Below are 13,722 nucleotides of genomic sequence, written 5' to 3'. Positions count from 1 at the left end.
ACAAGTCTAGTAGGCGTGACGGAGGGGGCGGGACGAACCCCGCCCCCTCCGGTGTGAGCACGCGGCTCACGTCGAGCACGAGGCTCAGGAGACGCCGAGCTCCTTCGCGTTCTTCTTCAGGTCCTCGAGACCACCGCACATGAAGAACGCCTGCTCCGGGAAGTGGTCGTACTCGCCGTCGCAGATCGCGTTGAAGGCGGCGATCGACTCGTCCAGCGGCACGTCCGAACCGTCCACGCCGGTGAACTGCTTGGCGGCGTGGGTGTTCTGGGACAGGAAGCGCTCCACGCGACGGGCACGGTGGACGACGAGCTTGTCCTCCTCGCCGAGCTCGTCGATACCGAGGATCGCGATGATGTCCTGCAGGTCCTTGTACTTCTGCAGGATGTTCTTCACGCGCATCGCGGCGTTGTAGTGGTCCGCCGAGATGTACCGCGGGTCGAGGATGCGGGACGTCGAGTCCAGCGGGTCCACGGCCGGGTAGATGCCCTTCTCGGAGATCGGACGGGACAGAACCGTCGTCGCGTCGAGGTGGGCGAAGGTGGTGGCCGGGGCCGGGTCGGTCAGGTCGTCCGCGGGGACGTAGATCGCCTGCATCGAGGTGATCGAGTGACCACGGGTCGAGGTGATGCGCTCCTGGAGGGTGCCCATCTCGTCGGCCAGGTTCGGCTGGTAGCCCACCGCGGAGGGCATACGGCCGAGCAGGGTCGACACCTCGGAACCGGCCTGGGTGAAGCGGAAGATGTTGTCGATGAAGAACAGCACGTCCTGCTTCTGGACGTCACGGAAGTACTCCGCCATCGTCAGGCCGGCCAGGGCCACGCGCAGACGGGTGCCCGGGGGCTCGTCCATCTGGCCGAAGACCAGGGCGGTCTTGTCCAGAACGCCGGACTCTTCCATCTCCGCGATGAGGTCGTTGCCCTCACGGGTGCGCTCGCCGACGCCCGCGAAGACGGAGACGCCCTCGTGGAGGTTGGCGACACGCATGATCATTTCCTGGATCAGCACGGTCTTGCCGACACCGGCACCACCGAACAGACCGATCTTGCCGCCCTTGACGTACGGGGTCAGCAGGTCGACGACCTTCAGGCCCGTCTCGAACATCTCGGTCTTCGACTCGAGCTGGTCGAACGCGGGGGCCTTGCGGTGGATGGACCAGCGCTCGCCCGTGTGGACCTCGTCGGTGTTCAGCACCTCGCCGAGGGTGTTGAACACCTTGCCCTTGGTGAAGTCGCCGACGGGGACGGTGATGCCCTCGCCGGTGTCGGTCACCGGGGCCTGGCGGACCAGGCCGTCGGTCGGCTGCATCGAGATCGCGCGGACCAGGCCGTCGCCCAGGTGCTGCGCGACCTCCAGGGTCAGCGTCTTCTTCGCGCCCTCGAGCGCCGGGTCGGCGACCTCGACGTGCAGGGCGTTGTAGATCTCCGGCATCGCGTCGACGGGGAACTCCACGTCGACGACCGGGCCGATGACCCGCGCGACGCGGCCAGTGGCCACGCCAGCAGGAGCGGTCGGCTCAACAGTGGTGGTCATTTGTCAGTCACTCCCCGCGGTCGCGTCGGCCAGGGCACTGGCGCCACCGACGATCTCGCTGATTTCCTGGGTGATTTCGGCCTGGCGGGCCTGGTTGGCAAGCCGGGTGAGCGTCTCGATGAGCTCTCCGGCGTTGTCGGTGGCCGACTTCATCGCGCGCCGCGTGGCGGCGTGCTTGGAGGCGGCCGACTGGAGCAGCGCGTTGTAGATACGGCTCTCCACGTAGCGCGGCAGCAGGGCGTCCAGGACGTCCTCCGCCGAGGGCTCGAAGTCGAACAGCGGGAGGATCTCGCCCTTGGGCTTGGCCTCCGCCGCCACCTCGTCGAGGCTGAGCGGCAGGAGCCGGGCCTCGATCGCCGTCTGCGTCATCATCGACACGAACTCGGTGTAGACGATGTGGAGCTCGTCCACCCCGCCCTCGGCCGTCTCCGTCTCGATGGCCTCGATCAGCGGGGCCGCGACCTTCTTGGCGTCCGTGTACGAGGGGTCGTCGGTGAAGCCCGTGAACGACTCCGCGATCTTGCGCTCGCGGAAGTTGTAGTGGGCGACACCACGGCGGCCGACGATGAAGTTGACGACCTCCTTGCCCTCGGCCTCCAGCTTCGCCGTGAGCCTCTCCGCCGCCTTGATGGCGTTGGCGTTGAAGGCGCCGGCCAGACCGCGGTCGCTCGTGAGGAGCAGGACCGCGGCACGGGTCGGGTTCTCGGCCTCCGTCGTCAGCGGGTGCTTGGTGTTAGAGCCGGTGGCGACCGCCGTGACCGCGCGGGTGAGCTCGGTCGCGTACGGGGTGGAGGCCGCCACCTTGCGCTGCGCCTTGACGACGCGCGAGGCGGCGATCATCTCCATCGCCTTGGTGATCTTCTTGGTCGCGGAGACGGATCGGATGCGACGCTTGTAGACCCGGAGCTGGGCTCCCATGAGTCAGGTCCCTTCCGTCGTCACTTGCCGGCAGCCGGGGCGTCCTCGCCGAGCAGCTTGCCGTCGGAGGTCTCGAACTGCTTCTTGAACTCCGCGATGGCGTCCGCCACGGCCTGCAGGGTGTCGTCGGACATCTTGCCGCCCTCGCGGATGGAGGTCATCAGACCCTGCTCCTTGCGGTGCAGGTGGTCCAGGAGCTCCGACTCGAAGCGGCGGATGTCGGCGACGGGGACGTCGTCCATCTTGCCGGTGGTGCCGGCCCAGACGGAGACGACCTGGTCCTCGGTGGCCATCGGCTGGTACTGCGGCTGCTTCAGCAGCTCGACCATGCGCTGACCGCGCTCCAGCTGCGCCTTCGACGCGGCGTCCAGGTCGGAACCGAAGGCGGCGAACGCCTCCAGCTCACGGAACTGGGCGAGGTCCACGCGCAGACGGCCGGAGACCTGCTTCATCGCCTTGTGCTGCGCGGAACCACCGACTCGGGAGACGGAGATACCGACGTTCAGCGCGGGGCGCTGACCGGCGTTGAACAGGTCCGACTCCAGGAAGCACTGGCCGTCGGTGATGGAGATGACGTTGGTCGGGATGAACGCCGAGACGTCGTTGGCCTTGGTCTCGACGATCGGCAGACCGGTCATCGAACCCGCGCCCATCTCGTCGGAGAGCTTGGCGCAGCGCTCCAGCAGGCGGGAGTGCAGGTAGAAGACGTCACCCGGGTAGGCCTCACGGCCCGGCGGGCGGCGCAGCAGCAGCGACACGGCGCGGTAGGCGTCGGCCTGCTTCGACAGGTCGTCGAAGATGATCAGGACGTGCTTGCCCTGGTACATCCAGTGCTGGCCGATGGCCGAACCGGTGTACGGCGCCAGGTACTTGAAGCCGGCCGGGTCGGACGCCGGGGCGGCGACGATGGTCGTGTACTCCAGCGCGCCGGCCTCCTCCAGAGCGCCGCGCACGCCGGCGATGGTGGAGCCCTTCTGGCCGATGGCGACGTAGATGCAGCGGACCTGCTTGTTCGGGTCGCCGGTACGCCAGTTGTCACGCTGGTTGATGATGGTGTCGACAGCCAGGGCGGTCTTGCCGGTCTGGCGGTCACCGATGATCAGCTGACGCTGACCGCGGCCGACGGGGGTCATCGCGTCGACGGCCTTGTAGCCCGTCTCCATCGGCTCGTGCACCGACTTGCGCTGCATGACCGTGGGGGCCTGCAGCTCGAGGGCGCGGCGGCCTTCGGACTCGATCTCGCCGAGGCCGTCGATCGGGTTGCCGAGGGGGTCGACCACGCGGCCGAGGTAGCCCTCGCCCACCGCGACGGAGAGAACCTCACCGGTGCGGGAGACCGGCTGACCCTCCTCGATGCCGCTGAACTCACCGAGGACGATGGCACCGATCTCGCGCTCCTCGAGGTTGAGGGCGAGGCCGAGGGTGCCGTCCTCGAACTTCAGCAGCTCGTTGGCCATGGTCGAGGGCAGGCCCTCCACCTTCGCGATGCCGTCGCCGGCAAAGGTGACCGTACCGACCTCCTCGCGCGAGGCCGCGTCCGGCTTGTACGCCTGGACGAAGTTCTCCAGCGCGTCCCGGATCTCCTCCGGCCGGATCGTGAGCTCCGCCATCTGGGTTCCCTGCTCTCCTTGTTGGGCCCGAAGTTTCTTAGGGGGTCTGGGGGCGACCCCCAGGATTCTTCTGCACGGCCCAACCAGGGCCGTCGTAAGTACGTTGTGCCTATTGAGTTGCTGCTCAGCCGGCGAGCCGGCGGCTGGCGTCCTCGATGCGGTCCGCGAGGGAGCCGTTGATCACCTCGTCGCCGACCTGCACCCTGATCCCGCCGAGGACCTCGGGGTCCACGTCCAGGTTGAGGTGCATCTGGCGGCCGTAGAGCTTCGCCAGGGCGGCGCCCAGGCGCTGCTTCTGCAGGTCGCTCAGCGGAACCGCCGAGGTCACGATGGCGACCATGCGGTCCCGGCGTTCGGCGGCGAGCTTGGACAGGTACTCGAGTCCCGACTCCAGGCTACGTCCACGCGGCGCGGTCACAAGGCGCGTCACCAGACGCTCGGTGGCCGACTGCGCCCGGCCGCCGAGGAGGCCGCGCAGCAGCCCGCTCTTGGCCGAGGTGGTGGCCTTGCGGTCGGTCAGCGCGGCACGCAGCTCGGTGCTGCCGGAGACGATCCGGCCGAACCGGAACAGCTCGTCCTCGACGTCGTCGAGCTTGCCGGCCTGCTGGGCGGCGGTGAGGTCGGCCGTGTCGGCCAGCTCCTCCAGCGCGTCCACCAGGTCGCGCGAACGCGACCAGCGGGAGCGCACCATGCCCGCGACCAGGTCGGCGGCGGGGCCGCTGACCTGCGTGCCGAGCAGGCGCTGGGCCAGCTCGGCCTTGGCCTGACCGGCCTGCGCCGGGTCGGTCAGGACCCGACGCAGCGACACCTCGCGGTCGAGCAGCGCGGTGACGGCGGCCAGCTCGTCGGCGAGCCGCGCCGCGTCGGCGGACGTGGAGTCCGTCAGCGCGTCGAGACGCTCTCGTGCGGCTGCCAGGGCCTCGCGGCTCGCTCCATTCATCGCCCGGCCTCGGCCTTCTCCTCGAGGTCGTCGAGGAACCGGTCGATCACGCGGCTCTGCCGGGCGTGGTCCTCGAGGGACTCGCCGACGAGCTTGCCGGCCAGGTCGGTGGCGAGCTTGCCGACGTCCTGGCGCAGCGCGGACGCGGCGGCCTTGCGGTCGGCCTCGATCTGGGCGTGACCGGCGGCGACGATCTCCTCGCGCTGCCGCTGGCCTTCCGCGCGCATCTCGGCGATGAGCGTGGCGCCCTGCTCCTGCGCCTCCTGGCGCAGACGCGCGGCCTCGTGCCGGGCCTCGGCGAGCTGTGCCTTGTACTGCTCAAGGACGCTCTGGGCCTCGACCTTCATGGTCTCGGCCTCTTCGATACCGCCTTCGATCGCCGCGCGGCGCTCCTCCAGAACCTTGTTGATGTTCGGAAGCAGCTTCTTCCAGAAGAAGAAGAACACGATGGCGAAGGCGATGGTGCCGACGAGCAGCTCGGGGCCCGGAGGAATGAGCGGGTTCTGCTCTTCCTCGGCCGCCAGCTGCACCAGGTTGGCGATCACATCAGTGCCTTTCGTCGAAAAGTGTCAGGTGGCTAAGGCTTAGCGACCGAACACGAACGGCATAACGATGCCGATGAGGGCGAGCGCCTCACAGAAGGCGAAGCCCAGGATCTGGTTGGCACGGATCAGGCCGGCGGCCTCGGGCTGACGGGCCAGGGCCTGGGTGCCGTTGCCGAAGATGATGCCGACGCCGATGCCGGGGCCGATGGCGGCGAGGCCGTAGCCGATGGAGCCGAGCGAACCGGTGACAGCGGCGAGGGTCTCAGTGGCAGCCATGCTGATTCTTCCTTCTCTTTCATGGACCGGCGGGGGTTGGCCACCGGACGATCTGGGGCTGGGGGGCGAGGACGCTCAGTGGTGTTCGGCGAGAGCGCCCTGAATGTACGAGCAGGCCAGCAGCACGAAGACGTACGCCTGGACGGCCTGCACGAAAAGCTCGAAGAGGATCATGGCGATCGTCATGACGAACGAGACGCCTGCCGCCGGGATCATCCAGCTGTTCAGCAGGTACCAGGAGGCGACGGTGAACATGACCAGCATCAGGTGGCCGGCGAACATGTTGGCGAAGAGCCGCACCGCGTGGGTGAAGGGGCGGACCAGCAGGTTCGAGAAGAGCTCGATGATCATGACGAGCGGCAGAACGGCACCCAGCGACTTGTCGTAGCCGGTCACGTTCTTGAAGAAGCCGACGAAGCCGTGCCGCTTGAAGGTCAGACCGACCCATGTGATGTAGACGATGGCGGCCAGCACGATCGGGTACGCGATGATCGACGACACCGGGAACTGTGCCAGCGGGATCACGGACCAGACATTCATGATCCAGATGAAGAAGAACAGCGAGACCATCAGGGGGACGTACTTCTCGCCCTCCTTCTTGCCGAGGGTCTCGTAGACGATGCCGCGGCGGACGAAGTCGTAGCCGGCTTCACCGACCATCTGCAGCTTGCCCGGCACCACCTTGGCCTTGCCGAAGGCCGCCCAGAAGAAGGCGATGACAAGGACTGTGGTGATGAGCGCCAGCAGCATCACCTTGTTGAACTCGTACCCCCCGACCGTGGCGATCGGCTTGAAGAGGAACGAGTGCAGGCCCGGTGCCGGAAAACCACACCCGTCGGACATGATCCGACAGCTCCAGTCAAAGGCGAGCTGGGTCTGGTCAGCACTCACCACGGGCTCCTTCGGCATGACGCATGGGTACGGCAACCTCGTTGTGTCGGCGCGGCGCGCAGCCGCGGATCGGCACCGGACTGGTGTTACGGATGTGAGGGCGGCTGAGGGGCATCGAGCCTCGCGTTCGAACAGGCGTCAGCTCAGATGCCCGCGCCCGCGATGCCGCAGTTGGCACCGGACGATAGCAGGAGTTCGGACTGCCCTTTATCGCGCCCCTACTCGTCACGACGACGACCCGGTCTTCTCGGGCTTGTCGCTCTTCTCCGAGTCCGGATCGATGTAGAAGATCTTGGCCTTCATGTGCGCACGGGCCTGTGCGGCCATCCACACGACGGTGGCGACGACGAGCCCGATGGCGAACGCCTTGGCGTTGAAGAGAGATGTGTCCCTGAAGACGGCGACGAAGATGAGGAGAAGCAGCAACTGGGCGACATAGAGCATCAGCCCCATGGCCTGGAACAGCTGCGGAAGCGTTTTCGCCGTCCACTGGAGAACGTAGAGGCCGATTCCCATGAAGAGGATGGCCAGCACCGTACCGACGGCCGCTCCGACGGCTCCCTTGCCTCCGGCCACCACGCCGCTGACAGCGACCGCGACCACGCCGGCAGCGGCTGTGGGCACAGCGCACTGCAGAAGGTTCCGGGCGTCATTGGACGGCATGGCGGCAACTCCGCTTTCGCAGGGGGCAGGGGTGTCGTCATGGACGAGCGTAGTCCCGGGCTGAGTGGAGACCTCACGCCGGTGGACCGTCGCACTGCGGTCCTTCGGCTCTATCCGGGGGGTTCTCGTGAACCGTATCACAAACTATTTGATGCAGTCTTTACCTGAGGGTGTGCGTACAGTCACACATGAGAGTGAACACGCGCGTCTGAGCGGGAACAGCATCCACTTGTCTGGTATTGGGGCACTTTGCACCCCCATCGCCACCCCACGACTTGGCAATGCTCTCGTCAGATTCTTACCTTGCCGAACCGGACGGCAAAGCGGCTGGGGCCGTGCGCGGTGCACTCGCGCACGGCCCCAGCCGTTCACTCACCCTCGAGGGGCGGGAGTCAGGCCTTCTTCAGGTGTCCCTTGACCTTGCCGTCGATGTTGCCGGCCCAGGAGCGGCCTGACTGGACCCTGAAGCAGGTCCCCTTCTTCACCTTCTTGTCGAAGGTGTAGTAGTCGCCGTACTCCTTCTTGAAGTCCTCCCAGCCGGTCAGGGACTTCCAGTCACCCCCGCACGTAATGAGACGCACACCGATGGAGTGGTCGTACTGCTTCTTGGTCAGCGTGAACTGGATCTTGCCGGTCATCGTCGCCTTGAACTTCTCGCTGGACTCCTTCTTCTGCGCGGGCACGGTGCTGATGTGGAACTTGCCCGTCGGCAGCGCCGTGGACGTGGCAGCCGACACCTCCGCCGCACCGACCCCGAGCGTTCCGGCCGTCAGAACGGCTGCGACAGCGGCGCCTGCAAGCTTTCGCATGCTTACTCCCCCTTGTTCTGATTGGTCATGGGCAGTGGGCTGATCTGTCATGTGCACGCCAGCCCGCCCCCGAACGCTGGTTTTCTAACACGCACAGGCGAACCGTCTCAACGCAGCACTGACCGGGAAAGCGATTGCAGCTGCGGAAACGAAGCCGAAACGCGCACCGGCTTCCCTTTGCAGGAGGAACGGCCCGAGCCCTCCCATCCCTGACTGTCGGCCAAGAGATACCGATATGCCCGCATCCTGAGGTCGATCTTGATGACCTCCCTCCGGTTTCGAACAAACGTTTTAGCCATTGTGGAGACGTCCCGCTGAACACCACGGCCCCACGACGCCTCAAGCGCACAGCACAAAGCGCGGCCGCCACTGTGTTCGTGGCGGCCGCGCTCCAGGACTGAGCGGGTCAGGTGCGGGGCGGGTCCAGAGGGTAGGAACGGGCGCCGATGGCCGTAGCCCCGTTGGCGCCCGACACCCCAGAGGCCACCGGGGTGCGGTGGTCCGGGTCGGTGGGGGCCGGTTCGTCCGTGGGCGGCTCCGGGGACGAGGCACCCGGCGCGACCTCCGACACCGCCCCGCGACGCCGGTAGCGCGGCGGCACGAACCGCTCCATCCAGCGCGGCGCACGCGGCGTGAAGCGCGGCAGCAGCAGCAGGATCAGCCCGATCGCGCTGAGGAAGACCACGCCCAGCACGATCCACATGGACGCCGAGTTGACCGAGTAGGCCAGCGCGCCGAAGGCGATCAGCGCCGACCAGAAGTACATGATCAGCACCGCGCGGCTGTGCGAGTGCCCGATCTCCAGCAGCCGGTGGTGCAGATGGCCCCGGTCGGCGGCGAACGGCGACTGCCCGCGCCAGGTGCGGCGCACGATCGCCAGGATCAGGTCGGCGGCCGGCACCGCGATGATCGTCAGCGGCAGCAGCAGCGGGATGTAGACGGGGACCGTCTGGTGCACGGCCTCCTTCTCGGATCCCGCGTACAGGTTCAGCGCGTCCGGGTCGACCTGCCCCGTGATGGAGATCGCGCCGGCGGCCAGAACCAGCCCGATCAGCATGGAGCCCGAGTCGCCCATGAAGATCCGCGCCGGGTGCATGTTGTGCGGCAGGAAGCCCAGGCACATGCCCATCAGGATCGCCGAGAACAGCGTGGCCGGGGCGGCGGCCTCGATGCCGTAGGAGAACCAGATGCGGTAGGCGTACAGGAAGAACGCCGTGGCCGCGATGCAGACCATGCCGGCCGCGAGGCCGTCGAGGCCGTCCACGAAGTTGACCGCGTTGATCGTGATGACGACCAGCGCGACGGTGAGCAGCGTGCCCTGCCACTGCGTGAGCGCGACCGAGCCGACGCCCGGGACCGGCAGCCACAGGATCGTCAGACCCTGCACGACCATCACGCCCGCGGCGATCATCTGACCGCCCAGCTTGATGAGGGCGTCGATCTCGAACTTGTCGTCCAGGACGCCGATCAGCCAGATCAGCGCCGCTCCGGACAGCAGGGCTCTCGGTTCGTTCGACGTCTCGAAGACCTGGTTGAGGTTGGTGAGGTGGTCGGCGACCAGCAGGCCCGCGCACAGGCCGAAGAACATCGCGATCCCGCCGAGCCGCGGAGTGGGTTCCCGGTGCACGTCGCGGGCCCGGATCTCCGGCATCGCGCCCGCCACGATCGCGAACTTCCGCACCGGCCCTGTGAGCAGATACGTCACCGCGGCCGTGATGCAGAGCGTCAGCAGGTATTCACGCACGGGCTTCCCCACAGGTCTCGCTGGCCATCTCAGCCTCACACCCTAGCGATGCGCGCATATGAGTGGGGACTTCCGGGTAGCGACGATGGTTGCACGATCAGCCGCGCACCCGGGCGCGCCCGCCCCGCTCAGCGGGGGTACGGCGGGAATCCACCGGTCAGCTCCCGCACTTCTTCACGAGCCGTCGAGGGATCCGTCACGTTCCGGAGCACCCGCGCGAGCAGCTGCGCGATCCGCGTCATCTCCGTCTCCCCCATGCCCTGGGTGGTGACGGCGGCGGTGCCCAGACGCAGTCCCCGGGCGTCGCCGTGCGGCAGCGCGCAGCAGTCCAGGACCAGCCCGGCCGCGGCCAGCCGGCCCCGGGCGGTGCGGCCGTCGACGCCGAGCGGGGCCGGGTCGGCGGTGATGAGGTGGGTGTCCGTGCCGCCGGTGGTGACCACCAGGCCCTCGGCGGCCAGCCGCGCCGCGAGAACGCGCGCGTTCGCCACCACCTGATGGGCGTACGCGGAGAACGCCGGTGTTGCCGCCTCCCCGAAGGCGACGGCCTTGGCGGCGACGGTGTGCATCTGGGCGCCGCCCTGGGTGAAGGGGAACACGGCCCGGTCGACCCGCTCGGCCAGTTCGGCCCGGCAGAGGATCAGCCCGCCGCGCGGGCCGCGCAGCACCTTGTGCGTGGTGCCGCACACGACGTCCGCGTACGGCACCGGGTTCGGGGCCGCTCCCCCGGCCACCAGCCCCAGCGGGTGCGCGGCGTCCGCGATGAGGTAGGCGCCCACCTCGTCGGCGACCTCGCGGAAGAAGGCGTGGTCCAGGTGGCGGGGGTAGGCGATGGAGCCGCACACGATCGCCTTGGGCCGGCGCGCGCGGGCCAGGGCGCGCACCTGCTCGTGGTCGACGAGCCCCGAGTCGGCCTCCAGCCCGTAGCCGACGAAGTCGAACCAGCGGCCGGAGAAGTTGGCGGGCGACCCGTGCGTGAGGTGGCCGCCGTGCGGCAGGCCCAGCGCCAGGACGGTGTCCCCGGGGCGCAGCAGGGCCGCGTAGGCGGCCAGGACGGCCGAAGAGCCCGAGTGGGGCTGGACGTTGGCGTGATCGGCGCCGAACAGGGCCCTGGCCCGGTCGACGGCGAGGCGTTCGGCGGCGTCGACGATCTCGCAGCCGCCGTGGTGGCGCGCGCCCGGGTAGCCCTCGGCGTACTTGTTGGCCAGGGGTGAGCCGAGCGCGGCCAGCACGGCGGGTGAGCTGAAGTTCTCCGCGGCGATCAGCTGGAGCGTGGTCGCCTGCCGCTCCCGTTCGGCGAGCAAAAGGTCGGCGAGCTCCGGGTCCTGGCGGTGCAGGACGTCGGCCTCGATGGCAGGGGTGACCGTCATGGTGGGCTCCGGGCGGCGTCGCTTTTCTGGGCGGTTCGCCTCCGGGGCGCCTGAGTCGGTCCCGAGGGCCGATCGTGCTCAGCCCTCCGGGCCTCCGCGCGTTCGGCCTCTCAGGGCCGACGCGCCCCTTCGGCTCACGCGCCGGGGTGACGTACGTCCAATGTAGGCCCGGGGCCCCCGGGGCGCTCGGCCGCTACGTCCGTGCGGGAACGCCGGTGAGGGCCGTGACGACCGGGTCGAGCGCCTGGTGTATCTCGTCGCCGATGGAGCGGAAGAACGTCAGCGGCGCCCCGTACGGGTCGTAGACCTCGTCCGCCTCGGCGTCCGGGGCCAGGAGCCAGCCGCGCAGCGCGGCCGCGGCGCGCACCAGAGCACGCGCGCGGGTGACCACGCCCTCCTCCAGCGGGGGCAGGGTCACCGGGTCGATGGCCTTCACCAGGCGGGTGAACTCCTTGAGCGTGAAGGTGCGCAGGCCCGCCGAGTGGCCCATGGAGATGACCTGGGCGCGGTGGTCGCGGGTGGCGGTCAGCACCAGGTCCGCGCGGATCACGTGCTCGTCGAGGAGCTCGCGCCCGGTGAAGCCGGAGGCGTCCGCGCCGAAGTCGGCGAGGACGGTCTCCGCGTGGGCCTCCATGGGCGCGCCCTCGTGACCCCAGGTGCCCGCGCTCTCCACGATGAGGCCGCCGCCGAGCACACCCAGTCGCTCCTCCACGAAGTGGCGGGTCAGCCGCTCGGTGATGGGTGAGCGGCACACGTTGCCGGTGCTGACGTGGAGGATGCGGAAGCTGTCGCGCGGAAGTCCCACGAAGGTCGTCGTGATCTCCGCCGCGCTTTCCCCGTTGCCTATGCCGCGCCCCGTTCCGGGGGACGTCAATTCGCCACCTCGAGGTCGGGTACGACCTTGCGCAGCTCGTCCGCCGAGAGGGCGCCGGCCCGCAGCAGCAGCGGGACCTCGCGGGTGACGTCGACGATGGACGACGGCACGTTGCCCGGGGTCGGGCCGCCGTCGAGGTAGACGGAGACGGAGTCGCCGAGCATCTGCTGCGCGGCGTCGCAGTCCTCCGGCGCCGGGTGGCCCGTGAGGTTCGCCGACGACACGGCCATGGGGCCGACCTCGGTGAGCAGCTCGATGGCGACCGGGTGCAGGGGCATGCGCACGGCGACCGTGCCCCGGGTGTCCCCGAGGTCCCACTGGAGGGACGGCTGGTGCCGGGCGACGAGCGTCAGGGCGCCCGGCCAGAAGGCGTCGACCAGCTCCCAGGCCAGCTCGGAGAAGTCCGTGACGAGGCCGTGCAGCGTGTTCGGGGAGCCGATGAGGACGGGCGTGGGCATGTTGCGGCCCCGGCCCTTGGCGTCCAGCAGGTCGGCGACCGCCTCCGCGGAGAACGCGTCCGCGCCGATGCCGTACACGGTGTCCGTCGGCAGCACCACGAGCTCGCCTCGGCGGACGGCGGACGCTGCCTCGCGCAGACCGGTCACACGGTCGGTCGCGTCGTTGGTGTCGTATCGCCGTGCCATCTTCAGCTGGCCTCCTCGTACACGTACTGCTGGGTCGAAGTTCGCGGGGAACGCGCCGGGCTCACGGCAGTGCCTTGCGGGCCGTGGCGAAGCGCGGACGGTTGTTCAGGTCCGGGTGGTCGGCGGCGTCGGTCCAGCCGCGGTCCTCGGCGAAGATCCACGGCACCTGGCCGCCCTGGGTGTCGGCGTGCTCGACGACGACGACGCCGCCGGGGCGCAGCAGCCGGTGCGCGGTGCGCTCCAGGCCCCGGATCAGGTCCAGGCCGTCCTCGCCGGAGAACAGGGCCATGTCGGGGTCGTAGTCGCGCGCCTCGGGGGCGACGTACTCCCACTCGGTGAGCGGGATGTACGGCGGGTTGGAGATGACCAGGTCGACCTGGCCGTCGAGGTCCGGGAAGGCCGTCAGGGCGTTGCCCTGGCGCAGGTCGACCCTGGACCCCTCGACGTTCTTGCGCGTCCACTGCAGGGCGTCCTCGGACAGCTCGACGGCGTGCACGCGCGAGCGCGGGACCTCCTGGGCGAGGGCGAGCGCGATCGCGCCGGAGCCGGTGCACAGGTCGACGATGCACGGCTCGACGACGTCCATGGCGCGCACGGCGTCTATGGCCCAGCCGACCACCGACTCCGTCTCGGGCCGCGGCACGAACACCCCGGGCCCGACCTGGAGTTCCAGGTAGCGGAAGTAGGCGCGCCCGGTGATGTGCTGGAGGGGCTCGCGGGCCTCGCGGCGGGCGATGACCTCCCAGTACCGGGCGTCGAAGTCGGAGTCCTTGACGGAGTGCAGCTCGCCGCGCTTGACGCCGTGCACGAACGCGGCGAGCTCCTCCGCGTCGGTGCGCGGCGAGGGCACGCCGGCGTCGGCGAGCCGCTGGGTGGCCTGGGCCACCTCCGCGAGCAGCAGGTTCACG

14 protein-coding genes are annotated in these 13,722 nt (G+C 69.0%); all 14 read right to left on the bottom strand.

The features are described 5' to 3' along the window. Window positions 1-84: 84 nt before the first annotated feature. Window positions 85-1,533 (bottom strand): F0F1 ATP synthase subunit beta, encoded by a 1,449-nt coding sequence (gene atpD, locus ACZ6ZN_RS16835; RefSeq protein ID WP_398106533.1) that lies wholly within the window; start codon window positions 1,531-1,533, stop codon window positions 85-87. Window positions 1,534-1,536: 3 nt separating this feature from the next. Continuing rightward, the gene (locus ACZ6ZN_RS16830) at window positions 1,537-2,451 is read right to left on the bottom strand and encodes a F0F1 ATP synthase subunit gamma (protein ID WP_398106534.1); all 915 of its coding nucleotides are present in this window, start codon (window positions 2,449-2,451) and stop codon (window positions 1,537-1,539) included. A gap of 20 nt (window positions 2,452-2,471) precedes the next feature. Continuing rightward, a complete protein-coding gene (gene atpA / locus ACZ6ZN_RS16825; protein WP_451876189.1) occupies window positions 2,472-4,061 on the bottom strand; it encodes a F0F1 ATP synthase subunit alpha in 1,590 nt (529 codons plus the stop codon). A 124-nt stretch (window positions 4,062-4,185) separates the two neighbouring features. Further along, on the bottom strand, window positions 4,186-5,001 hold the full coding sequence (locus tag ACZ6ZN_RS16820; RefSeq protein WP_469646802.1) for a F0F1 ATP synthase subunit delta: 816 nt from the start codon (window positions 4,999-5,001) through the stop codon (window positions 4,186-4,188). After that, window positions 4,998-5,546, bottom strand: coding sequence for a F0F1 ATP synthase subunit B (locus tag ACZ6ZN_RS16815; RefSeq protein WP_398106537.1), 549 nt, complete (start codon window positions 5,544-5,546; stop codon window positions 4,998-5,000). Before ACZ6ZN_RS16815 ends, ACZ6ZN_RS16820 begins: the two co-directional genes overlap by 4 nt. 39 nt (window positions 5,547-5,585) lie before the next feature. Continuing rightward, a complete protein-coding gene (gene atpE, locus ACZ6ZN_RS16810) occupies window positions 5,586-5,822 on the bottom strand; it encodes an ATP synthase F0 subunit C (RefSeq protein WP_171118085.1) in 237 nt (78 codons plus the stop codon). A 75-nt stretch (window positions 5,823-5,897) separates the two neighbouring features. Beyond that, complete coding sequence (gene atpB, locus ACZ6ZN_RS16805; RefSeq protein WP_469646934.1) at window positions 5,898-6,665, bottom strand: F0F1 ATP synthase subunit A; 768 nt, start codon at window positions 6,663-6,665, stop codon at window positions 5,898-5,900. Between the two features lie 273 nt (window positions 6,666-6,938). Further along, a complete protein-coding gene (locus tag ACZ6ZN_RS16800) occupies window positions 6,939-7,376 on the bottom strand; it encodes a hypothetical protein (RefSeq protein WP_469646799.1) in 438 nt (145 codons plus the stop codon). A gap of 392 nt (window positions 7,377-7,768) precedes the next feature. After that, a complete protein-coding gene (locus ACZ6ZN_RS16795) occupies window positions 7,769-8,185 on the bottom strand; it encodes a hypothetical protein (RefSeq protein WP_469646798.1) in 417 nt (138 codons plus the stop codon). 406 nt (window positions 8,186-8,591) lie between these two features. Beyond that, window positions 8,592-9,929: an MraY family glycosyltransferase gene (locus ACZ6ZN_RS16790; protein WP_451876186.1), complete on the bottom strand. Its 1,338-nt coding sequence runs from the start codon at window positions 9,927-9,929 to the stop codon at window positions 8,592-8,594. 128 nt (window positions 9,930-10,057) lie between these two features. Further along, window positions 10,058-11,296 (bottom strand): serine hydroxymethyltransferase, encoded by a 1,239-nt coding sequence (locus tag ACZ6ZN_RS16785; protein WP_469646795.1) that lies wholly within the window; start codon window positions 11,294-11,296, stop codon window positions 10,058-10,060. A 193-nt stretch (window positions 11,297-11,489) separates the two neighbouring features. Continuing rightward, window positions 11,490-12,170 carry an arsenate reductase/protein-tyrosine-phosphatase family protein gene (locus ACZ6ZN_RS16780; RefSeq protein WP_451876185.1) on the bottom strand — a complete coding sequence of 227 codons (681 nt, stop codon included), beginning with the start codon at window positions 12,168-12,170 and terminating at the stop codon, window positions 11,490-11,492. Next, window positions 12,167-12,814, bottom strand: a complete 648-nt coding sequence (locus tag ACZ6ZN_RS16775) for an L-threonylcarbamoyladenylate synthase (protein WP_369193700.1) — start codon at window positions 12,812-12,814, stop codon at window positions 12,167-12,169. Before ACZ6ZN_RS16775 ends, ACZ6ZN_RS16780 begins: the two co-directional genes overlap by 4 nt. Window positions 12,815-12,875: 61 nt before the next feature. Further along, window positions 12,876-13,721 (bottom strand): peptide chain release factor N(5)-glutamine methyltransferase, encoded by an 846-nt coding sequence (prmC, locus tag ACZ6ZN_RS16770; RefSeq protein WP_031117480.1) that lies wholly within the window; start codon window positions 13,719-13,721, stop codon window positions 12,876-12,878. Window position 13,722 lies beyond the last annotated feature (1 nt).

It is taken from the genome of Streptomyces sp. NPDC053665 (genome assembly GCF_055585285.1).
This window is presented reverse-complemented; position numbering and strand designations above follow the sequence as displayed.

Bases quoted from the DNA above. Each gene is read 5' to 3' on its own strand.
- atpE (WP_171118085.1), bottom strand. From the start codon at position 5,822: ATGGCTGCCACTGAGACCCTCGCCGCTGTCACCGGTTCGCTCGGCTCC.
- ACZ6ZN_RS16830 (WP_398106534.1), bottom strand. From the start codon at position 2,451: ATGGGAGCCCAGCTCCGGGTCTACAAGCGTCGCATCCGATCCGTCTCC.
- ACZ6ZN_RS16775 (WP_369193700.1), bottom strand. From the start codon at position 12,814: ATGGCACGGCGATACGACACCAACGACGCGACCGACCGTGTGACCGGT.
- atpA (WP_451876189.1), bottom strand. From the start codon at position 4,061: ATGGCGGAGCTCACGATCCGGCCGGAGGAGATCCGGGACGCGCTGGAG.
- ACZ6ZN_RS16785 (WP_469646795.1), bottom strand. From the start codon at position 11,296: ATGACGGTCACCCCTGCCATCGAGGCCGACGTCCTGCACCGCCAGGAC.
- ACZ6ZN_RS16820 (WP_469646802.1), bottom strand. From the start codon at position 5,001: ATGAATGGAGCGAGCCGCGAGGCCCTGGCAGCCGCACGAGAGCGTCTC.
- ACZ6ZN_RS16795 (WP_469646798.1), bottom strand. From the start codon at position 8,185: ATGCGAAAGCTTGCAGGCGCCGCTGTCGCAGCCGTTCTGACGGCCGGA.
- ACZ6ZN_RS16800 (WP_469646799.1), bottom strand. From the start codon at position 7,376: ATGCCGTCCAATGACGCCCGGAACCTTCTGCAGTGCGCTGTGCCCACA.
- atpB (WP_469646934.1), bottom strand. From the start codon at position 6,665: ATGTCCGACGGGTGTGGTTTTCCGGCACCGGGCCTGCACTCGTTCCTC.
- atpD (WP_398106533.1), bottom strand. From the start codon at position 1,533: ATGACCACCACTGTTGAGCCGACCGCTCCTGCTGGCGTGGCCACTGGC.